The organism is Cyclobacterium sp. SOCE241 (assembly GCF_056867545.1).
Window position 1 is genome coordinate 237,834 of sequence record NZ_CP149779.1, and the last position, 21,355, is coordinate 259,188.

Consider the following 21,355-nt stretch of genomic DNA (forward strand, 5'->3'; position numbering starts at 1 on the left):
GAACTTTCTATATTCTGTTTACCCTTAAATAGGCTAGAGCTTATTACCCATATAATACCAAGGCTGACACCTATTTTTTTGTTATTCGCAGTTTTGAGTGTAATTTCAACGCTGGTTAATTCTTGGTGAAATAAGATTCGGTAAAATAACCTTATCACAAAGGGATATTCGATGCATAACACAGGAATGAAAGAATAATTGAAAAGCATTTTGAATGATATTGACCTTATTAAAAGCCAGGTCCTATTAAATCTTAAATTTTATAATCCATTAGCTAAATTGCTTACTATAGAAATGAAACATACTGAGACTGTTGCTGCGTATTTTTTTCAACGGCCGAAAATTAAAGGTATTTTCGGTACACTTTCCTTATTATTATTATTGATTTCGGCCTGTGGGGAAGCAGAGAAAGAGGACTTGATAACATCAGTGAACTTTGAAGAGCAGAGCTTTGCTCCATTTGTAGAGCCTGCTTTTCCCTATATTACTACTTCTTTTGATGGTAGGAGTTTGGGAGAGGAGTTCCCAGAAAACAATATTTCTGGTAGAGTATTGGCTATAAAATTGGGGAACGATTCGTATGCTTGTTTTGATACAGATATGTTGCGTTGGTCTGTGGCTTGGACAGGTGAATTTATGCCAATGGTAACCATGGCACAGGTATCGTATGCAGAGTTTCATAACAAAGGCAACCAAATACCTACTATAGGAGGTGATCCCAAATTGGCTACAGGCACTTATCCAGGTTGGGCCATAGGGCAAGCAGCTGTCAAGGATCCCCGAAACCCATCTCCTCATCCAGATAGTCCCAAATGGGGTGCCATACCTGCAGAAATTGGCAGGTATGAAGGTGTTTACCCAGTAGATGACAAGGTTGTTCTTTCCTATACTGTGGGTGAAACACTTGTTTATGAATTACCGGGTAGTAGGCTCCATGAAGGGTTGTCTGTATTCAGCAGGAGATTTGCCATGGCTCCAGCAGAAGAGAAAACTTTTTAATAGCGGCTGAAATTACTAATATTAGTAAAGTAGAACAAGAAGGAGACCAAGTAATGGTTTACCATGGGGACAAGGTGACAGCCATGGGCCTTGCTAAAGGTAGTGAAAAGGTAAACCTTTCTGTTAAAGATAACAGGTATCTGATAGCTGAAGTTGCTGCACATACTTCTACTGTAGATTTTGAATTGATACTATGGAATGGTGAGGAAACTGAAAAGGATAAATTTGCCGGGGCTTTGAACCAAGAACTGACAGTAATTCCTGATTTTGAAAATGGTAACAATCCATACTGGAAGGAAGAAGTGTTGACTCAGGGCCAAATATCTCCTGATACAGCAGCCTTTGTTACAGATCGATTGACTTTACCTGTGCCTAATCCTTGGAACCGTAATGTGAGAATGGTTGACATTAGTTTTCTTAGTGATTCCGAGGCCGCTATGGTAACATTTGAAGGTGATGTTTGGAAGGTGGCAGGGATCAATGAGTTACTGGATCGTCTTGTATGGACAAGGGTGGCATCAGGTCTGTATGAACCGCAAAGTATTGAAGTAGTCAATGGTGAGATTTATGTTTATGGGAAAGATGGAATCACCAAACTTCACGATTTAAATGAAGATGGCGTAGCAGATTATTACGAAAATTTTTCCAATGTGATGGCGCAGTCTATTGAAACCCGTGAATGGGCAAGTGACATGGTGGCCGATCCAAAAGGAGGGTTTTATGTGGCCAAGTTTGGAGCTTTAGATATGGGGCCTGAGGCTTCCTCACCCAAAGCCCTAATGGGATTTAGGTCAGCATCAAATGATGATGGTTCCATACATAAAATTTCCGCAGATGGTAAGAGCAAAGAGCAGTTTGCAACAGGATTTAGGGGGCCTTATTTAGGAATACACCCTGAAAAAGGATGGTTGACAGGTTCTGATCAGCAAGGTCATTATATGCCATCTACCCCGGTAATGCTGATAAGAAAAGATGATTATTTTGGAGTTCCTGCTACTGCACACAGGGAGCCTATTCCTGAAACCACCCCTCCAATTACTTGGATTCCCCACAGTGAAGATCGGTCAGGAGTAGGGCAAATTTGGGTAACTTCTGACAAAATGGGTCCATTAAATAACCAAATGATTCACCTGTCTTACGGCCGACCAGGATTATTTGTGGTGAAAGTAGACAGTGGGTCCAATATTGTACAAGGGGGTGCTTCTGTTATTCCCGGTAATTATCCTGCCCCTTCTATGAAGGGAGATGTAAACCCCGGTGATGGGATGGTTTATTTTGCCGGCTTCTCTTTATGGGGACATAATTCAGAAGAGTTAAGTGCCTTACTTAGGCTAAGGTATACCGGGAAAGAAAGTTTGCTGCCTGAAGATTACAAGGTGAGAGACGGTGGAATCCTATTGAGGTTTGGCCAAGAATTAGATGAAGAAACCGCAACAGACTTGGCCAATTATCAAGTCAAAAGATGGAATTATATGCGAACGGAAAAATACGGTTCCGGACATTACCAATTGGATGGGTCAGTTGGGGAGGAACATCTTCCTGTTTTGGCGGCTCAGTTGTCGGAGGATAAAAAGGCAGTTTTTTGGTTGTTCCAAATATTGCTGTGGTGATGCAAATGGAAGTAGCCTTTGATTTACAAACTGCTAAAGGTGCCTCATGGTCAGACAAGGTTTGGATGACAGTAAATGAGGTAAACCAACCCATGTTAAAAGCAGAAGGATTTGGGGACTTTAACCCATCAGATTTGATAGAGAACTTTGATCCGGCCTTATTGGCAACCAAGGAAGAAGGAACAGCAGATGCCATTAAAGGCAAAGAAATATTCTTGAAATACGGATGTATTGCCTGCCATGCAATTGACGATAATGTGGCCGGGAAAATTGGTCCTAGTGTCAAAGGACTTTATGGAGCCAAAAGGGAGTTTAAAGATGGTACTACTGCAACCGCAGACGATGCCTATATCAAAGAGTCGATCGTTGATCCGGGTGCCAAGATTGTAAAAGGCAGAGAAGGGGAGATGCCTTCCTTTCTGGGATTACTTTCCGATCAGGACATCGAATCTGTTATCTTGTATTTCAAAACCTTAAAATAAAAAGTTTTAGGTTAGCCGAAACAAATTGCGAAAAGCAAGTCTAGTTTTTAGAAATTATCTAATTGGAAAAAACGCACATAATTTACTATGTGCGTTTTTTTTTATGATAAATTTAGTAGCTCAGTTACTTTTAGTAGTTTGTTGATTATCAATAGGTTCTTAAGAATAAAAAGACCTAAATTCCATAGCATTTTATTTTAAAAGGTTAAAGTAATAACGTAAATTGGAAGTAAAAATTGGTATGAGGCCATTGTTCTACTTAATATTCCTTTGTTTGCCAACTTTAATTTTAAGTTGCCAATCTGCTCAGAAAGAGGAGCAAAAATCCAATGCTGTAAGTGAGGTTAAAACGGTATCAATTAACCTAAGAAAAAAAGTAAAGTCAGAGAGCGAAGCTAATAGCTGGGAAACGGTTGAATATACTGAATCCTGGGACCCTAATAGGACGGCAATCATTGTAACCGATATGTGGGATAGGCATTGGTGTGAAAGTGCTTCCCAAAGAGTGGCTGAATTGGCTCCGGTCATGAATAAAACTTTAATAAAGGCAAGGGAGTTTTGCGTAACCATTATTCATGCACCAAGCGGAACCATGGATTTCTATAAAGATACCCCTCAAAGAAATGCTGCGATTGAAACGCCTAATCATAAGGCTCCTGAGGGTTTTCCAATAAATGATTGGTGTTACCTTGACAAAAATAAAGAAGCTGCTTTACCCATAGATGACAGTGATGGTGGTTGCGATAAGCCCTGTGCTGATGGTGATCCATGTGAAGAAATGACAGCTTGGTCAAGACAGATTGCTTCCATCAGTATTGAGGACAATGATTTTATCACAGATCAGGGGCAGGAAGTATTTAATATTATGGTTGAAAATAATATAGACCATATAGTGGTAATGGGGGTCCATTTAAACATGTGTGTATTAGGCAGGCCTTTTGCCATACGTCAGATGGCGAACCTTAATAAAAATGTGGTATTGATGCGGGACATGACAGATACCATGTACAACCCGGAAATGGCACCTTATGTAGACCATTTTGAGGGAACTCGTTTGGTAATAGACCATGTAGAAAAATACTGGGCCCCTACTATGGTGAGTTCGGACTTTACGAGTTCGCCAGCCTTTGCTTTTAATGAAGAGTAATAGGGCATAGCAGGGGGCTGTTACTTGGTTTTACTTGAGTGAGAATAAATAATTATAAAAGATTTTTTTGTTATCTAAAAATCTGGGAAGCAATTTTCAGATGACATCACATTAAATGAAGTTGAATATGCAATTTATTCCAATTTCATTTAAAGAATATGTCAAAAAGCACTTGAAGAACAACCCAAGTGAAAATGAAAGAGATTTGAATAAACGTCTTCAGACTGCATTAGCAGATTACAAAAGAGGCGTGAAGTGCTCCTGTGGAAATGACATTTGGGTTATAGGTGCTGCCACTGTCGGAAATAGTTGCTTTACCTGTATTACGGGGAAAGCGATCCAAACAATGATTATGAAATTGAATCCTTAATAAAAAAGAATAAAAGCGCTGGTCGAAGGCATATAGACGAAATCCGGCCAGCTCAAATAGCGGGCTTCTTTGATAATGATGGGTATGAAATATAGATGGATTTAATTCAAAAACCATCTTTATGTATTACTTGTATCAATAACGATAACCCTCATGAAGAAATACTATGTAATATGACCCGACATGATCAACAAAATGAAAAGGAGTTCATATGTTTTGCTTATAGAGAAAAGAAATAATTTTTGATTGATATGCAAATTGCGTTTTATATGAAAGATTAAAATGTCCTAAATATTTAGGCAATTTAAAAAAATATTTTTAAATTGTTAGGATATAATAGGATCAAATGATCTATAAAGAAAGTGCTTTTTCAATAAAATTTTCTCAAATAGCATATTTGAAAGATATCAAATACTGGTTCTGGCTATCAGGTAGCTTGCTATTGCTATTGGCTAGCAGTTGTCAACAAAAACCGAATATTGAAAAGAAAGAGAGCGACTTGAAAATTGTTTCAGTAGATCTTTCTCAATCCCGAATCGGGAAATTATCTGAATTTTTCGCACCTAAAATCGACTATATTTGGCTGAAAGATAAATTGGATGAGGCACAACTTAATGCCGGCTTACATCAAATTCTCTTTTATGGAGATAAAATTTATACCCTTGATATTTACGGGTGTAAGTGCATTTCAATTTTCAATATGGAAGGGGAGTACTTGGGAAAGATTGCTGCTTATGGTGAAGGCCCCGGTGAATTTCTAGAATTTGATGCTTTGGCAGTTGTAAATGAGGAACTGGTCTTATTAGGAGTTTATCCCAGAAAAATCATGTGGTTTAGCCTGGAAGGTGAGTTTCTACGTGAAACGATCTTGAGAGATCACTTCGGCCCCGGTGTGTTTTCTGAATTCGACAACCGCTATTATTTATACAGCTCGGCTAGAAATACAGGAGAATTTTTTATCCAAACCTTGAATGAAAATTTGCAGGATACTATTAATTTCTTGCCATTCTATTCCGAAAGGCTTGAAAGTATGATGTCCGGTAGGAATTATTTTAAAAAAGTAAACAATATCTTTATTTTGGGATGACCTTTCTCGATACCATTTATCAATTCCAAAATCAACAATTGGTCCCCAAATTTGTATTCGATTTTGGGAAGTATGGCCAAGACTTGGAAGAATTAAAAGGCTTGGGAATAATGGACAGATCAAAATTTATGTCTAGCCAAGCTAAACTTTATTTCCTAGGTCGATACCATGTTTCCGAAAAACAGCTTTACACCATCCTTAGTTTTGAAAAGAAGGTTTACAATTTATTTTATGACAGGGAGAAATCACAATCCCATGTGATTGAAGGCAATCTAATCAACGATATCGATGAAGGGCATGATCCAAAGTTAATAAGCTATGGTTTTGAACCGGGGAAAGTGGGGACAAGAATTACTGGTAAAGACCTTTATCAGGCATTGGTGGAAAAGAAAAAGCAGTTGGGGAAGGAAGAATTTGAGAATTGGGCTAAAGGTAAGGGAAGAGACTTGGCAAAAACAGCCTTGGCGGCAAAAGACTCAGAAAACCCGGTGCTTATTGTTTATACGCTAAAGTGACCTTTTTTCCTCTGGAGAAGTACCACTATTGATAAAGTAAGTCGGTAAGTGGGATCAAAATAGGAAACCTGAATGGGTTAAACTATTGAAGTAACAGGTATCAGACTGTGAAGTAATGAATTGATAATCAAACGACCTTGGAGGTATTGATGCATTAATTGCAGCAATACCGCCAAAATCTTTACCAGCTCCCACCGGCGCCGCCACCACCGAAACTACCACCACCAAAACCGCCGAAGCCACCGCCTCCGCCACCAAAGCTGCCTCCTCCGGAAGAAAAATCCCCAAATTTACCTCGACTCCTCCAAGCATATTGGCTAGCAATAAGGTGGTGAAGAAATCCACTCCGCCTCGTTTTCCTCCCATATGGTTGTTGTTGTCATTTCGGTTTCTGATCAGGGTAAGGATTACAAAGCCTACGATCAATATTAAAAAGAGGGGAGTCCTCCTCCTGGTTTTTCTGAGGAGCCAAGGTCCTCTGCCTTATATTCCCCGGATGCAAGTTTAAAGATCATGTCAGTCGCCTGATCCAAACCGGTAAAATAGTTTTCTGTTCGGAAGTTGGGGATAATCATTTGATCTACAATTCTTTTTGCCAAAGCATCCGGAATTGCGCCCTCCATCCCATATCCTGTGGCTATAAATACCTTTCTATCTTTCATTGCGGCCAGAATAAGTACACCATTGTCTTTGTCTGCTCTACCGATTCCCCATTGATCCCCCAACTGAAAAGCATAATCACTGATGTCATAAGGCCCGACAGAATTGATTAAAACGATACTTACCTCCGAAGAGGTACTGTTATTATAAGCCACTAGCTTGGTCTCCAGCTGTCGGACTTCATTGGCTGATAGTGTCTTTGAAAAATCATTAACCAAGCGAGGAGGGTTAGGCTTTTCAGGAAAATCCCCTGAGCCCAGCTGGCCAATGAAAGTACCAATAATAACAAGGAAAGGAAAAGCTGTTTTTTAATCATGATGTCTTATTCAAAGGATATTTCGTCAGGGAGTTCATTGATGTCTCCTTCATGGTCATAGGGGAAATGCTGCTGCAGTTGCTTACCTGACATTTCTATGCCTATTCTAAGCCCTTCAGTATAGGCTTTTGTCTTAAAATGAACAAGCATTTCTTCCTTGATATTTTCCCAAAAGTCTTTGGGAACTACTTGGTTAATTCCTGCATCGCCGAGAATTGCAAACTTATGGTCAAGCACTGCAAGGTAAAACAACACTGCATTGCGTTGGGCTGTCTTATGCATCTTGAGTTTTTCAAAGACTTCAGCAGCTCGGTCAAGTACATCTCCTTTGCAGTGATTTTCAATATGGACTTGAATCTCACCTGAAGTTTTCTTTTCCGCATTCCGAATTGCTCCTATAATGATGTCTCGGTCTGCTTTACTAAATAATTTTTCTGCCATAATAAGCGATTTTTAAAATTCTACCGTTGGGGCATTTTCAGCACCTGCGCTAGCTTCAAAATAGCCCTTGCGCTCAAAGCCATACCAACCTGCAAAAATATTGTTCGGGAAAGTTCTCAGATTGGAATTGTAGCTCTGCACAGATTGGTTGAAATTCCTTCTTGCTACCGCAATTCTATTCTCAGTGCCTTCCAATTGAGCCTGCAGCTCAAGAAAGTTTTGGTTGGCTTTCAAGTCAGGATATCTTTCCACAGCCACCAATAACCTGCTCAGAGATCCACTCAATTGGTCTTGAGCATCTTGAAATTTAGCAATGTTTTCAGGGCTCAGGTCATCGGCCTGCAAGTTGATGGAAGTAGCTTTTGAGCGTGCTTCGATTACATTCGTTAAGGTTTCTTGTTCAAAGTCAGCATATCCTTTTACTGTATTTACCAAGTTAGGAATCAAGTCAGCTCTTCTTTGGTATTGGGTCTCCACTTCCGCCCACTGACCGTTGATGGTTTCTTCAGTTTGCACGAAGGTATTGTAAACACCTACAGCTTTGTTATAAGCAATAAAACCGATCACGGCGATGATAATAATAGGAATTTTTTTCATGGTAAGAATATTTTTAAATCAATGAAGCTATATGACGTAAAATTTGGTTTGAGAGTTTCCGAAATAATTGTTTTTAATAGAAACTGCTACAAAAGAAGCAGATTTCGTTATTTATGACAAACTTTTGCATCGAGAAAGTAAGAGCAGTCTCAAGGCACTTTACCCAATCCACTGAGACATTTCCTGTCCATCAATGTATCTTATATAAAGAAGCTGTGATGGGATTCTCTCTTTTTATTCATGGATTGGATTTCAAAGTTACCACATTAAAATGAGAATACAGCCTAAGCTAAAATAAGCAGTTTTTTAAGTTGGAGCAAATTATAGAATAAGGCTATTTCTTGAGAGGATAGGGTGCTTAGTATATGTTGCCTGAGCTTAGGGCATCAGTCCCAAAACACATAATTATCACATCATATGTTGCTATACGGGGCTAAAGCATGCTAACCCGATAACTACCTTTAGAGATGAAATAAAATGCTTTCTAAATTTATTTTATGTAAATATTTAGTGAAAATTTACTAAAACAAATAAAAATTTTCCCTAAAACAAATCTGTATTACCTATTTTATTCTTCTAATCGCAAAGCTTGGGCTGTTATCATGTTCCATGGTGAGGTGAATTATTTCCCAATTACGTTTGGAGCAAAATTCATAAACAGCTTCAATTACCCCATACCTGACCATACCATCCCAGTTTCCTAAGATATAATCATGTCCGGCAATTATCCCATCTTCTTTTACTTTGGATTCCCATATGTTGAGTTCACTTATCGTAGTTTGATACGAATGATCTGTATCAATATATATCCAGTCAAAATAGTCCTTTGGGAAATTTTTACCAACTTCTGTAGAATAGCCAAGGTCAATCTGTACGGTACCTGATTTAATCTGTGACTTAAAAAGTTCCTCGACTTTCTTTCTTTTGTTTTGGTTGTACCTTTCACTTCCCCAAAAATCCACTAAATGCAATTTTTCAGGTTTGCAGGTGGTTAATATTAGCTTAGAAAAATCTCCTTCATCTACTCCTAATTCTGCAACTACCCCATTTTTAGGAAAGGTTTTTAACAATTCTTCCCTGTTGAGAAGTAATTTTGTGTTTGCAATGGTCTGAGGCTGAATAGGAAATTTGGGGATAAAGCTTGATTCAAGTCTGTTTTTTTCTTTCCTTGTTTTTATGGCAGTAATTATCCTTTTTTTAATACTATTTGGCCTAAATAAATTCAAAATTTTAATCATGAGTTACTTGTAATTCTGACTAACGATTTGTTTTTGGCTCCATTTGATTGTAAAATATGCTTATTAGGGTCTTAAATATAGTAGCTTGAAAACCGAAATTTTTAAATTTTAACAATAATAGCCCATTGGTTTTTGGTCGCGCAAACAATCGGTATCGAAAGTACCAAATTATTCCTGAGGTAAAAAAGTGTTTTTTCTTTCTTAATCCCCTTTCAATTCCTAAATAGAAAAGTACAGGCTTGCTGATTTGAGTCAAAACTCAACGGTTTCTGATAGATGAGCGTAATTTGAGTATCATTACTAAAATCACTTATTTTACTTTTAAACCGAAACTACCACGTGCTCAGATATAAATCGGTATAGGAGTTATTTGAATATTTTCACCTGCTTTTCACAATCTTTCCCCTAAACTTTATAATACTCCACCAATTTCCCATCAAATCCGGAAACGCGGCTTATCAGTTCCTGGCGTTTTTTCTCGTCAAAGGCTTTGAACCTTTTGGCAAAATCTATCTTTTCACTTAACATGTCAGCATGGTCTGCACCGGTTACCAAAACACTAATTGGTAGGGACCAGGAGAAATAAATGGCTTCTTCTACGGTCAAAACATTCGGCACGATGCGTGGCTTGTCTCCACTATTGAAATGGGTGGTACCCCCAAAAAAGCCACCATTGGCCAGGGTTTTCATTGCACAAGGAGCCATTCCTTTTTCTATTAGTCTTGGCATCACATTGGTGATAAAGCTTTTGTAATTTGGATCAAAGGCATTGATGGGCATTTGGCAGGCTTCCAGTTCATCCGTACTTTCCAACATTCTCAAATGAGCATTGTAATCCGAATGTCCTGAGAATCCTATATGCTTTACTTTTCCACTTTCTTTTGCCTTCAAAACATAGTCTAAGACCCCATTTTTTAACCTGCTGTCCACATCTGACGGACTTGTTACTGCATGAATCAGCCAAAGGTCTATATAATCCGTTTTCATTCGGCTAAGGGTGCCTTCCAAATGTTCTTGGGCGGTTTTGCCATCTCTGGCGGTTGACTTACTTTGAATAAAAGCAATGTCTCTATATTTGGGTGTTAGGAATTGCCCATACCTTCTTTCTCCGGTACCTGAACCATAAGACTCGGCATTGTCAAAGAACCGGATACCACCTTCAAGAGCGCGTTCAATTGTTCTTTCGGCTTCACTTTCCTTCATTCGAGCAATATGGGCACCTCCCAGTCCAAGCATGGTGACAGACAAACCTGATTTGCCAAATTTCCGCTTGGGTAGTAAGTCGCCTAGTCTGTCTCGCATATAGGGAGTGGGCACTGCTTTTCCTTCTGCATTGATACTGGTAAGGGGCAGCATCATTCCGGCAGTCAATCCGGCCAAGGATTTTAAGAATGCCCTTCTTTGGTTATTTTGCTTGTTCTTTTCCATGATCGTTTGGGTTAAAATTTAAGATGGATGCCAGTCATTACATTTATTCCCGGCATTGGAAAACCTTTTTCCAGCTGATATGAGGTGTTTAGCAGGTTTTTCCCGGTGATATAGATGTTGATTTTATGACTTATGGAATACATGCTTTTCAAATTTATTAGGGTGTAGTTTTCATTTTTATCTGTTTCTGTAAGGCTATTTCGGAGTCCGCTTATGTGCTGAATTGATGGAACAATTGAAAATTTACTTAATTGTAGATCAGTCTGAAGACTTAGGTTATGTTTGGGTGCAAATAAAATGTTTTCGTCTACATCCACATAAGCGTAATTGAATATGACTTGCAAGGATTCAGCAGTTTTAAAACGAAATTGACTTTCTAGTCCTTTGTTAAGGAAACTCCCTGAATTGCTGCCAATGGAAGGCGTGATCATGGGGTTGATTTGAATTAAATTACTTCCTTTGGCCATAAAGGCCATCATTTCAAGGCTTAGTTTGTTATCTAGGATAAGGGTTTGAAAACCTGCCTCGTGACTCCACAGTTCTTCAGGTCTTAAAGATTCATTAGAGGTGGGGAAGAGAAAAAGGTCTACTATGGAGGGACTTCTGAAGGCCTTGGAGGAGGAGGCTTTTAGCGTAAAATTTTGCTTTATCCTATAAGCAAAACCAAAGCCGGGAAGGAGTTTCTGACCATACTGGGAATTGCTAACCCGGCGAAGTCCTGCATTAAAACTTATTTTTTCTCCCAATTCTTGCTGGGCCTGCAAATAAAGATCAGTTTCATGAATCGTAAATTGCGTTCCCAAGCCTACTCGCGCAGGGGGAGGTAGGGTTTCATTGAATGCCTTTCCACCATAGCGTTTGTAATCAATACCAATTGTGAGAATTTGGTTCGGAAGTACACTCAAGTTTTGGTAAAAGGTGATGCCTTGATTTTGGTCTTTGGATGAAAATCCGGTTTGAAATGTATGTTCGCCAAAGTTATGGAAGTACAATAAAGCCCCACTAATATTTTCCCAGTCGTTGCGAAGGGAAAGTGCAGCTCTTCCCCTTAAGTATTCGCGTTTATCTGTTTCCGATGGGGCAACAGTAGGACCCGGCTGAAAGTAAGTTGCATCAGCCAATTGCATGTCTCCTGAAAGTGAAAGTCCCGGAGAGATGGCATAACCCATTTTGAGGTAGCCGGTCGTGTTTTCAAAGCTGTCTTCCGCATCGTTTCGAAAACCCGTAGTACTGTTTCTATTTATGGCTACCATGGAATGGAATTTTCCCTGATTAAAAGAAACGTGAACATTTCCCATAAATGTCCTGAAGGAACCATAGCCTACATTAACAGACCCGTTCCAGCCCTCATCTGTCCCTTTTCGGGTGATCAGATTAATGGCACCGCCCATGGCGTTGGAGCCATATAAAACAGATGCGGCTCCTCTTTGCACTTCTACTCGCTCTATATCAGAGGCGCTGTAAGCATCCGCAATGGGATGAGCAAATATGCCCATAAATTGGGGCTGCCCATCTATCAATACCAAAACCCTGTTATTGGGTGTACCACTAATCCCCCGAATGCTAATATTTCCTCCTGACCCCGGGCCTATTCCAAAACCTGTTATACTGCGATCATTAAGTAAAAAGCCCGGTACTTGATAAGTAAGCAGTGGTAAAACATTTATCTCTCCAGAGCGATCAATGGTTTCCCGTGATATGGTGGAAATGGAAGCAGCTATTTTGTTTTTCTGCCGTTCTATCCTCGTTCCCGTGACCACAGCTTCATCTAAGGCAATTGTTAGGCTGTCCTTTTCTTGAGCCAATAGTGGATTGGCGTAAAAAGCAAAGAAAAAGCATAGGGTGACACTAACTTTCATAAATATAGGATTTTGGGGAAGGATTCCATGGCCACTTTACACAAGTTTTAATATTGGGGAAAAGCACAAAATCTGCCTTACCTTTTAGGACAAATGTTTTTACCGAATAATCCTTTAATGAAGCTTTTACTAAATCCAAAGTCTTTCCTGAAACGGCTACGTCATCTATCAGAAGGATGCGGCAACGATGTGGAAAAGAAGTTTCGAAGAGGTCTAGAAATTCCGGAGATTTCCGAATAGGCTCATTAATGTCATTCCTGTAGTTTACTGAGGCTATAAAAAGAGGTAGTTCAAGTTGATGTGCCACTAGGCTGGCAGGAACAATCCCACCTCTGCCAATGCCTACAATAATGTCAGTGGGAGGAAAGGCAAAGCCGTTCAGGGCTTTACTAATTTTGTCAAAAGGTAAGAAGACTTTTGAATCCATGAATTTATTTTTAAGACGAGAGGATATTTAAAAGCCTTTTTGGATTTATACCTTATCCCTTATTTCTTGATTGGGAAGATACTTTAGGCAAACGATATTGATAGCTAATAAAATTAAAATTCCAATGGTTGCATTGTTTAATGAAGTGCTAAAAAATTGCACCGGATTAGCTTCAATCAGTGGAATAAATATCAATAATGCAGATGAGATGGTTTTGGCTCCCAAAAAGGCCAAAGGAGCTGCGATCCATTTAATAATTCTTTGAAGTAAGAATACATAGGCCAATAAAGTGAATATTACAAGTTCAAGCGTAAGCATAGCCATCAAGCCCCAATGTGGGTTACCGGAAATTAGAAAGTTTAATGGCGGAGCCAAAATAGCAAGGAGTAAGGCAACAGGTAATCGATAGGCGATTAGGGCGACAATGGGCATATAGAACATAGGCAATAAATAAGCACCCATGGGAAATCCATTGTAGGGAGGAGCAAGGTGAACCAGTATTGGTAGAGCAATGGCTACAGGCAACGCCCATGCTGTTGTTTTTAAAGTAGAGCTGAAGTTTGAGTTAAGGGATAGTTGCATGATTCATCAAGGTTTAATAACAGGGGATTATTTAGCAATGGTGGAAATTTAAGCAATCAAATAAAAGCGTTTATAAGCACTTGATTTATTTGTTTTAATTTAATGAATTATTTTTAATTCTACAATTTGTAAGAATTTTTTACTGTATTATGCCGTTAATACATGTAAAAATAATGGTTTGATAAATGTTTCTAAACCTTGTTTGAATGGTAGGTGGGTTAAATGGCTAATTCGCTCACTTAAAGATAAGCGGTGCTTGCACCCGTTAAAAGTTCTGCTCTAGGTAATCTGAATAAAAATATTCTAAAAATGATATTATTTTTACCGTTTTAGTAATGCCTTTAAAGTGTTTCTTGAAACTTATTTTTCGCTTTCTGATTCCTCAATAAAAAACAGAATAAATATGGTTTTTCATATTAAATTAATGGATCAAAAAGGTGACCGAACTTAGAAGCCAAAAGATTGTAAAGGCGTTACCATTTTATGGTGTTTTTAAATTTTAAATTCGATAAAATGTATTGTAAAGGTTGTTTTGTTTTTTAGTTTGAAATTGGATACCGTTTACAATGATAATTGTATTAAATTAATGTCAGGAAAGTTACCTTAACTCGTTATGGTAGTGCCAAATATTTAATTTCTGATGTTAAAAAACCAACAAATTTATTATGCATTTAATTAAGAATAAATCCTTCGACAGGAACAAGCTTTAGAGTATATTATTCAAACCATAATAAAGCATAAAAGAAATACACAATAAATAATAAATTATAATGATAGGTAAATTGATGTACTTTTTAAAATTAAAAAATGTTTATTTATTACCGCTTTTGAGGATTAATAGAAAATTTATTGTTTATAAAAAATCAGAAATTAGCCTGGCTAAGACCTCAAAAATAACAATCCGTAAAACCTTTTATTTCAACGCTAAATGGACTAAAAATGATCCATTTCCTTCCTTGTTGGCCATGCTAGACAATTCAAACTTGACGGTTCAGGGTAATTTTTCTATTTACTCAGGAAGCAGAATATATATTAACAATGGAGCAAGTTTAATATTAGGGAGTGGGTATATTAACAATAACTTCAATTTGTCCTGTTTTGAAAGAATTGAAATTGGGAATGATGTGGCAATTTCGGAAAATGTATGTATTAGGGATTCCGATAACCATACTATTTCAACTTCTGATCAAAAAGACACCCAACCAATAAAAATTGGTAACCGAGTTTGGATTGGGATGAATGTTACGATATTAAAAGGAGTTACAATCGGAGATGGAGCTATTGTTGCAGCAGGAGCTGTAGTAAATAGGGATGTACCTGAAAAATGCTTGGTGGGTGGGGTTCCAGCCAAAATTCTTAAGCAAAACGTGGCCTGGAAATAAAATTTTGGGTTGAGAAAGTTGTTGTTAATAAATTGAATGAAGGAGGAGTATTGGTTTTTTTAAGAATTGTTCTATCAAGGCATTTGTAATACCATCTTTCTCCCCTTTTGGTTCAGTTTTAGTTATTATATTGATAGATTTTAAGTTGCTTTGTTTCCAAGTTTAATAGTTATTTTTTGTTCCAATGTATTAATATTTTGCCCCTAAAACGATGGCAAATGAACCTTACTCATTTTCAAAAGTATTGTTTATCAGATACGTTTTTTATGTCATTTCTTAGGATTGCTTTCTTCTTTGCTTTAATTGATTGGTAGTCAAAACAAAATTTAATGCAACTATGTTGCATTAAATTTTGTTTTGACTACCTTTGCCTAAAGCATTTAGAAAATAGGGCAGGAGAAAATCTGAAAGCCAGCGCTTAGTTGGGTAGCTTTCAGTCTTCTATTACTTCCCGGCAGGCATTTGAAAATTATTGGCTTATGACACAGATTGAACATTTTGAAGTAATAATCATTGGGGGAGTTATGCAGGGCTTTCGGCAGGAATGGCCTTGGGACGTTCGTTAAGAAAGGTTTTAATAATAGATGGTGGCAAACCTTGTAATTGGCAAACACCACATTCTCATAATTTTTTAACTCAGGACGGTAGTACACCTAAGGAAATCACGGAAATTGCCAAGGATCAGGTGGCCAAATATGATACCGTGAGATTTTACGAAGGATTGGCAATCGGAAGTAAGAAAGTTGACAATGGCTTTGACATTACCACAAGCCGAGGAGATACTTTCCACACAAATAAACTAATACTTGCAACAGGTATAAAGGATTTAATGCCTAAGACAGATGGATTTTCAGAATGCTGGGGAATAACCGTAGTGCATTGCCCTTATTGTCATGGCTATGAAATAAGGAATCAAAAAACGGCAATTATGGCCAATGGGGACACTGCAATCCATCTTGCCTCTTTGGTTAAAAATTTGACTAAAGACATAACAATTCTCACTGAAGGTAAATCTTCACTTGATGGTCAACAACTACAAAAGTTAATTAATCATGAAATTAAAATCATTGAAAAAGAAATTTCAGCCATTGAACATGAAGCAGGAAAGCTAAAAAATATCCGCTTTAAGGACGGTGCTGTGGAAGCATTTGATGCTGCTTATGCTTCTATTCCATTCGAATCAAATACCATAATCCCCAATGAATTGGGGTGCCAATTTACTGAACAGGGATATATTGAGGTTGATGAAATGGGTAAAACTACAGTGGATGGAGTTTTTGCTTGTGGAGATTGCAGTACCATGATGCGCTCGTTGGCCACTGCAGTGTACAAGGGAAATATTGCTGGTGTTTTTATCAACCATGAGTTAACCCAAGAAAGTTTCTAGTAGGATTGAAGTAATAATTGGTAAAATAGGAGTGTAGTTTCTATCTTAGAAAACCTGACAATATCGTTAAAGTTGGCTTGCATGACTATGCGTAAACTAAGATAATAATGAATGCTGTGAAAATCGGAATAGATTTAGGAGGAACCAAGGTATTAATTATTGCGGGGTCCAATGAGGAAAAACACCCTACAGGACTTGATTTTACTCCATTCCAATTGGAAGAAATAATAAGTAATTTTATTGAGAAACATAACTTGGACCCGGTAGGTATTGCGATAGCTATTCCCGGATTGTTAAATACAGGCGGGGATGTACTGCTTTGTGATGTGTTACCTCGCTTTAATGGCTGGAATGCAAACAATGCTTTTGCAGATATTAGTCCAAAAATAAGGGTAATAAATGATATTAGGGCTGCGCTTATTCAGGAATTTAGTGATGTTGATGACAGCCTGACTTGCGGAATAGTAATGGTAGGAACTGCAGTGGGTGCCGCTTTTATAGTCAATGGAAAAATCCTCAACGGTGATTCTGGCTGGGCTGGAGAGTTTGGTTATTTTCCCTTAGTAGTCAATGGTGAAACGAAGCGAATTGATACGTTATGTGGTGGAGATTATTTGGCAAAACAACTGGGCTTGACACCCAAAGAAATGGCTGATTTAGCGGTTGAAGGTGATGAACTTGTCTTGAAAACCATAGCAAAAGCCGGGTATTTTTGGGGGTAGGTATTGCTGGACTTGTCAATCTTTTTAACCCTAGAAGGTTAGCGATAGGAGGAGGGACCGCCAGTCTGCCTGGATATTGGGAAGGAATAATTAAAGGGGCAAGTGATAATATTATTCCTGAGTTATGGAATGAAGATTTATTATGCAAAGTAAAGGATGGATCCAAAGTGGCAGCAATGGGGGCTATTACTTTGTTATAGGCAGTAATAGGTAAAGATCCTTTATTATCCGGGTAAAACTCCAAACTGGCTGATTATTCTTAGGCTTACCACCCTACTTAGAAATTTTACTTTATAATTCAGATCAAACAGTTTTCTCATGAATTTGAATTTCTTTTAAAAAGAGCACTTTTTTGATCTTATTATAAATTTCCTCCTTTTTAACCGGCTTTGTCATATAGTCGTCCATTCCAATTTCAAATACTTTATTTCTGGCTTTTTGGGTCACATCTGCCGTTACTGCAATGATTGGTATATTGCTATTATTGGTTCCGCTTGCTCCGGAACGAATGGCCTGAGTGGCTTCATACCCATCCATTACAGGCATTTGTAAATCCATCAAAACCACATCAAAAGTTTGGGTTTTAAGCATTTCTACAGCTTCAAGTCCATTGTTTGCAATTTTAAAACTAGTGTTGGACCATTTTCCTAAAATCACCTTCAATACCATTTGGTTAAGTGCATTGTCTTCAACGATAAGGATATGTTTATTTTCCAAGTCAAATACCCCTTCTTTTGCAAAATCATAAGGATCAGTTTGTTCACCAGTTTCAGGAAGTGCATAGGTTAATTCTAATGTCACTAGGGTACCTATTCCTTCTTCACTTTGGATGTTTATTTTGCCCTGATGTAAATTCACAAGTGCTTTGACAATGCAAAGGCCTAGTCCTAATCCACCAAATTTTCGCTTGTCATTGTTCTGACCTTGGGTAAATGAAGCGAAAATACTTTCTAACTTTTGCTTTTTGATCCCCACTCCACTGTCCTTCACTTGAATTTTCAGTAAGCATTGATTTTCCTTTTGGGCTAGGGCTTCCACCTTTAGTTGTATGCCACCTTGTTGTGTAAACTTGATAGCGTTTTTTAAAAGGTTACCAATCAGCTGTTCGGTTCGCCTTTTGTCTCCTATGATAAGTTGCGGAATTATTCCAATTTCTTGATAGTCAAATTTTAGTCCCTTGTCTTTGGCTTGGGTGGTGTAAGAATGTGCGATTTGACTGATCATTTTTCTCAAGTCAAAGGCTGTTTCCTGCAATTTTAATTGCCCTTTTTCAATTTTGGAGTAGTCGAGTACATCATCAATGGCCCCAAGCAAACCTAAGGAAGAATAATGAATAACATCAAGGTCTGTGTTTATGGTGTCTATCTTATTTGTTTCTTTTATAGACTGCGTCAATCCTATGATGGCATTTAATGGGGTCCTTAGTTCATGACTGATATTGGAAAGAAAATAAGATTTTATCTCATTGGATTCTTCTGATTTCTGCAAGGCGATCTCTTGGTGTTTTTCCTTTTCTGATTTCAAAAGCTTGATTCGATTAGACATAGCCAATGAGAGAAATATAATTTCAAATCCTGTACCTATTTTTGAACCATTTTCAGTAAAAAAAGAATTGGGGATCAAACTAAAATTGTTAAAGATCAGGATAAAAAAACCAACCGTAAAACTAAATATAGCTACAGAAAAAAAGACATCGATTTCTCTACCTTTAATATAACCAAAGAGAACTGTACAAATCAATATCATTAACAATAAAAAGCTAATTAGGTTTACTGCAGGGTAATAGTAAGCCTTTCCTCCGGGGTAAAGCAGAACAAATGTAATGAGTACTAGCAAAGCAATAAGCAGAATATTCAGGCTGTTGTTTAATCCCTTGCTCCATTGTTTTACATTGGTATAAATCTGAGCATACCTACCAAACGCCATGGCAGAAAGTGTGGCTGTGATCAATATTGCATTTTTATTGAGCCATCCGGAGGCTGGATCAATGTATTGGAAAAAATAGCCGTCCAAAGACATGTGAAGAAGTCCAACCGATAATACATACACGCTGTACAATAGAAAACTTTTCTCACCGATTCCGAAATAGAAAAGTAAATAAACCGCACCTGCCAGTAATAAAATGCCGTAAAATACACCATGAAACAACTGATTTTGATAGGCGCTCAAAATCATACTCGTTGGGCTATGAAGTTCTAAGGGAAGGTTGATTACTTCCCCATCACTTATATAATGGATGTATACACGATAAGTTTTTCCAGGATTTAATTGTAACGGAAAAATAACCTTTCTATGGGCAAAACTTTTCTCTGAAAATGGAATGAGGTCACCGTTTTTAAATTTTTTTACTGCTTCTCCATCCGTTATCAGGTATAAATCTACCAGGTCTGTTACCGGCCTTCCTGTTTCCAAATAATATTGTAAAGGAAATTCTGTAAGATTTTGAATCCTAAACCTTAACCAATATTTGTTTTCAGTAAAACCCAGATTAGTAGAGGGGCCATTTATTGGTTCAAACTTTAGTGTATTTTCTTTAGCTAAAAATTCGTCAAATGTAAAGCTACTGTTTCCAACATTGGCAATTTCGGCATATTTATATAGAGATATGGATTGTTGATTGTCTTGGCCTTTTGCTTCAAATGGGTTTAATCCATAAGAAAATGCTGTAACAGAATAAAAAATGTAATTAGTATTAAAAAACAAGTTTTAATAAGGTAAGTCATATTATAACAAAATAAATGAAGTGTAAATTAAGTTAAAATACAACTAAAAACCTATAAATATGTTTCTGTAATTTTTATTTTTCGTTAATCGATTCTACAAATATGCATTCTTTTTTGCCGAATTCTTTTTTCTGCTTGGGTAACCTATCAGAATTAATTTTATATTAACATGTAATTAGCATTAGCCTTTTAATGGAGAATTTATCTTCAATTCTGATTTGAGGTTAATATTGAAATCGGTTTTTAAGTGGGTAGGAGACTTTACTTATGGAAGCAAGGCAAAATTTCACCATTTATTTAATGGCTTATTTTAAATCAAAATGAATGAAGGTTTGACATCTTGGAGAAGGTATATTAGAAAGGAGAATTTACTACCAATGAAAATGCGAATTTTCATTCAAGTTTAAAAAGGCGTTTTTTATTTTATTGTATAGTTCCTCCTTTTCCACGGGCTTGGTCATGTAATCGTCCATCCCTATTTCAAATACTTTCCTTCTAGCTTTTTGGGTCACATCTGCTGTTACCGCTATAATTGGTATATTGCTTTTTTGAACTCCGCATACTCCAGCTCTAATGGCCTGTGTGGCTTCATAGCCATCCATCACAGGCATCTGTAAATCCATTAAAATCAAATCAAAATCATTTTCATTAAGCAATTCGATACCCTCTAGACCATTATTGGCAAATTCAAAATGAGTATTATGCCATTTTTTTAATATTGCTTTTAATACCAGTTGATTAAGTACATTGTCCTCTATGATCAGGAGTTTTTTGTTTTCCAAATCAAATTCGCCAGCTTGAGAAAAGTCGTAGGGGAGATTTTGTTTATTTGGTTCAGGAAAATTGTAGTATAATTCAAGTGCAATTGAAGTACCTTCTCCCTGTTCACTTTGAATATTAATTTTGCCGCGATGCAATTTAACCAGTGCATTGACAATCCATAAGCCTAGCCCCAACCCTCCAAATCTTCTCTTGTCATTGCTTTGCCCTTGAATAAAAGAGGAAAAAATACTATCCAATTTTTTCTTTTCGATTCCCACTCCGGTATCTTTAATTTTTACTTTCAATAAAATATTTAATTGATCTAGTTTTATTGTTTCCACCTCAAAGGAGATTTTACCATGGGGAGTGAATTTAATTGCATTTTTTAATAGGTTTCCCAGTAGCTGTACAGTTCTATTTTTGTCTCCTATAATATGCTGTGATATTAAGTTTTTATTATTAAAACAGAAATCGAGCCCTTTATCCTCTGCTTGAAGTCCAAAAGAATAGGCGATTTCATTTATCGTTTTTTCCAAGTCAAAAGGTTCTTTATGCAGTTTTAATTGGCCTTTTTCTATTTTAGAATAATCCAGAACATCATTAATTGCTCCAAGCAAGCCT

At 37.4% G+C, this 21,355-nt stretch carries 20 protein-coding genes and 1 pseudogene; 10 read left to right on the forward strand and 11 right to left on the reverse strand.

Going from position 1 to position 21,355, the window contains the following annotated elements:
- The first annotated feature begins 294 nt into the window (after positions 1–294).
- From WG932_RS01095 to WG932_RS01120, 6 genes and pseudogenes are all read left to right on the forward strand, one after another.
- On the forward strand, positions 295–999 hold the full coding sequence (locus tag WG932_RS01095) for a DUF6797 domain-containing protein (protein WP_483086629.1): 705 nt from the start codon (positions 295–297) through the stop codon (positions 997–999).
- 53 nt (positions 1,000–1,052) lie between these two features.
- A complete protein-coding gene (locus tag WG932_RS01100) occupies positions 1,053–2,609 on the forward strand; it encodes a hypothetical protein (protein WP_483086630.1) in 1,557 nt (518 codons plus the stop codon).
- Positions 2,582–3,091: a c-type cytochrome gene (locus WG932_RS01105; protein WP_483086631.1), complete on the forward strand. Its 510-nt coding sequence runs from the start codon at positions 2,582–2,584 to the stop codon at positions 3,089–3,091. Before WG932_RS01100 ends, WG932_RS01105 begins: the two co-directional genes overlap by 28 nt.
- 274 nt (positions 3,092–3,365) lie before the next feature.
- Entirely contained in the window at positions 3,366–4,238 is an 873-nt protein-coding gene (locus WG932_RS01110) for a cysteine hydrolase family protein (RefSeq protein WP_483086632.1), read from the forward strand.
- 127 nt (positions 4,239–4,365) lie between these two features.
- On the forward strand, positions 4,366–4,608 hold the full coding sequence (locus WG932_RS01115) for a hypothetical protein (RefSeq protein WP_483086633.1): 243 nt from the start codon (positions 4,366–4,368) through the stop codon (positions 4,606–4,608).
- Positions 4,609–4,954: 346 nt separating this feature from the next.
- A pseudogene (locus WG932_RS01120) lies at positions 4,955–6,210 on the forward strand (6-bladed beta-propeller).
- A gap of 54 nt (positions 6,211–6,264) precedes the next feature.
- Here WG932_RS01120 and WG932_RS01125 read toward each other — a convergent pair.
- The 9 genes from WG932_RS01125 to WG932_RS01165 form a co-directional block, all read right to left on the reverse strand.
- Positions 6,265–6,636, reverse strand: a complete 372-nt coding sequence (locus WG932_RS01125; RefSeq protein WP_483086634.1) for a hypothetical protein — start codon at positions 6,634–6,636, stop codon at positions 6,265–6,267.
- Between the two features lie 2 nt (positions 6,637–6,638).
- A complete protein-coding gene (locus WG932_RS01130) occupies positions 6,639–7,088 on the reverse strand; it encodes a TPM domain-containing protein (protein WP_483086635.1) in 450 nt (149 codons plus the stop codon).
- 104 nt (positions 7,089–7,192) lie between these two features.
- Positions 7,193–7,627 carry a TPM domain-containing protein gene (locus tag WG932_RS01135; protein ID WP_014021670.1) on the reverse strand — a complete coding sequence of 145 codons (435 nt, stop codon included), beginning with the start codon at positions 7,625–7,627 and terminating at the stop codon, positions 7,193–7,195.
- Between the two features lie 12 nt (positions 7,628–7,639).
- Positions 7,640–8,224, reverse strand: a complete 585-nt coding sequence (locus WG932_RS01140) for a LemA family protein (protein WP_483086636.1) — start codon at positions 8,222–8,224, stop codon at positions 7,640–7,642.
- 563 nt (positions 8,225–8,787) lie between these two features.
- Positions 8,788–9,450, reverse strand: coding sequence for a class I SAM-dependent methyltransferase (locus WG932_RS01145; protein WP_483086637.1), 663 nt, complete (start codon positions 9,448–9,450; stop codon positions 8,788–8,790).
- Between the two features lie 417 nt (positions 9,451–9,867).
- Positions 9,868–10,890 (reverse strand): aldo/keto reductase, encoded by a 1,023-nt coding sequence (locus WG932_RS01150; RefSeq protein ID WP_149394646.1) that lies wholly within the window; start codon positions 10,888–10,890, stop codon positions 9,868–9,870.
- Positions 10,891–10,901: 11 nt separating this feature from the next.
- Entirely contained in the window at positions 10,902–12,749 is a 1,848-nt protein-coding gene (locus tag WG932_RS01155; RefSeq protein ID WP_483086638.1) for a TonB-dependent receptor plug domain-containing protein, read from the reverse strand.
- The gene (locus WG932_RS01160) at positions 12,739–13,176 is read right to left on the reverse strand and encodes a phosphoribosyltransferase family protein (RefSeq protein ID WP_483086639.1); all 438 of its coding nucleotides are present in this window, start codon (positions 13,174–13,176) and stop codon (positions 12,739–12,741) included. The genes WG932_RS01155 and WG932_RS01160 overlap by 11 nt, the downstream gene beginning before the upstream one ends.
- A gap of 45 nt (positions 13,177–13,221) precedes the next feature.
- On the reverse strand, positions 13,222–13,758 hold the full coding sequence (locus WG932_RS01165; RefSeq protein WP_014021678.1) for a hypothetical protein: 537 nt from the start codon (positions 13,756–13,758) through the stop codon (positions 13,222–13,224).
- A 770-nt stretch (positions 13,759–14,528) separates the two neighbouring features.
- Here WG932_RS01165 and WG932_RS01170 point away from each other — a divergent pair.
- The 4 genes from WG932_RS01170 (at position 14,529) to WG932_RS01185 (ending at position 17,449) form a co-directional block, all read left to right on the forward strand.
- Positions 14,529–15,140, forward strand: a complete 612-nt coding sequence (locus tag WG932_RS01170; RefSeq protein ID WP_483086640.1) for an acyltransferase — start codon at positions 14,529–14,531, stop codon at positions 15,138–15,140.
- A gap of 544 nt (positions 15,141–15,684) precedes the next feature.
- Positions 15,685–16,527, forward strand: a complete 843-nt coding sequence (locus WG932_RS01175) for an NAD(P)/FAD-dependent oxidoreductase (RefSeq protein ID WP_483086641.1) — start codon at positions 15,685–15,687, stop codon at positions 16,525–16,527.
- A 107-nt stretch (positions 16,528–16,634) separates the two neighbouring features.
- Entirely contained in the window at positions 16,635–17,249 is a 615-nt protein-coding gene (locus WG932_RS01180) for an ROK family protein (RefSeq protein ID WP_483086642.1), read from the forward strand.
- The gene (locus tag WG932_RS01185) at positions 17,240–17,449 is read left to right on the forward strand and encodes a hypothetical protein (protein WP_483086643.1); all 210 of its coding nucleotides are present in this window, start codon (positions 17,240–17,242) and stop codon (positions 17,447–17,449) included. The genes WG932_RS01180 and WG932_RS01185 overlap by 10 nt, the downstream gene beginning before the upstream one ends.
- Before the next feature lie 103 nt (positions 17,450–17,552).
- Here the strand turns inward: WG932_RS01185 and WG932_RS01190 are convergent, their stop codons facing one another.
- Positions 17,553–19,952 (reverse strand): hybrid sensor histidine kinase/response regulator, encoded by a 2,400-nt coding sequence (locus WG932_RS01190; RefSeq protein WP_483086644.1) that lies wholly within the window; start codon positions 19,950–19,952, stop codon positions 17,553–17,555.
- A gap of 391 nt (positions 19,953–20,343) precedes the next feature.
- Positions 20,344–21,351 carry a response regulator gene (locus WG932_RS01195; RefSeq protein ID WP_483088544.1) on the reverse strand — a complete coding sequence of 336 codons (1,008 nt, stop codon included), beginning with the start codon at positions 21,349–21,351 and terminating at the stop codon, positions 20,344–20,346.
- Between the last annotated feature and the right edge of the window lie 4 nt (positions 21,352–21,355).

Excerpts from the sequence above, each read along its gene's own strand:
- WG932_RS01155 (WP_483086638.1), bottom strand. The coding sequence starts at position 12,749 with ATGAAAGTTAGTGTCACCCTATGCTTTTTCTTTGCTTTTTACGCCAAT.
- WG932_RS01115 (WP_483086633.1), top strand. The coding sequence starts at position 4,366 with ATGCAATTTATTCCAATTTCATTTAAAGAATATGTCAAAAAGCACTTG.
- WG932_RS01180 (WP_483086642.1), top strand. The coding sequence starts at position 16,635 with ATGAATGCTGTGAAAATCGGAATAGATTTAGGAGGAACCAAGGTATTA.
- WG932_RS01160 (WP_483086639.1), bottom strand. The coding sequence starts at position 13,176 with ATGGATTCAAAAGTCTTCTTACCTTTTGACAAAATTAGTAAAGCCCTG.
- WG932_RS01175 (WP_483086641.1), top strand. The coding sequence starts at position 15,685 with ATGGCCTTGGGACGTTCGTTAAGAAAGGTTTTAATAATAGATGGTGGC.
- WG932_RS01170 (WP_483086640.1), top strand. The coding sequence starts at position 14,529 with ATGATAGGTAAATTGATGTACTTTTTAAAATTAAAAAATGTTTATTTA.
- WG932_RS01140 (WP_483086636.1), bottom strand. The coding sequence starts at position 8,224 with ATGAAAAAAATTCCTATTATTATCATCGCCGTGATCGGTTTTATTGCT.
- WG932_RS01100 (WP_483086630.1), top strand. The coding sequence starts at position 1,053 with ATGGTTTACCATGGGGACAAGGTGACAGCCATGGGCCTTGCTAAAGGT.
- WG932_RS01135 (WP_014021670.1), bottom strand. The coding sequence starts at position 7,627 with ATGGCAGAAAAATTATTTAGTAAAGCAGACCGAGACATCATTATAGGA.
- WG932_RS01150 (WP_149394646.1), bottom strand. The coding sequence starts at position 10,890 with ATGGAAAAGAACAAGCAAAATAACCAAAGAAGGGCATTCTTAAAATCC.
- WG932_RS01165 (WP_014021678.1), bottom strand. The coding sequence starts at position 13,758 with ATGCAACTATCCCTTAACTCAAACTTCAGCTCTACTTTAAAAACAACA.
- WG932_RS01095 (WP_483086629.1), top strand. The coding sequence starts at position 295 with ATGAAACATACTGAGACTGTTGCTGCGTATTTTTTTCAACGGCCGAAA.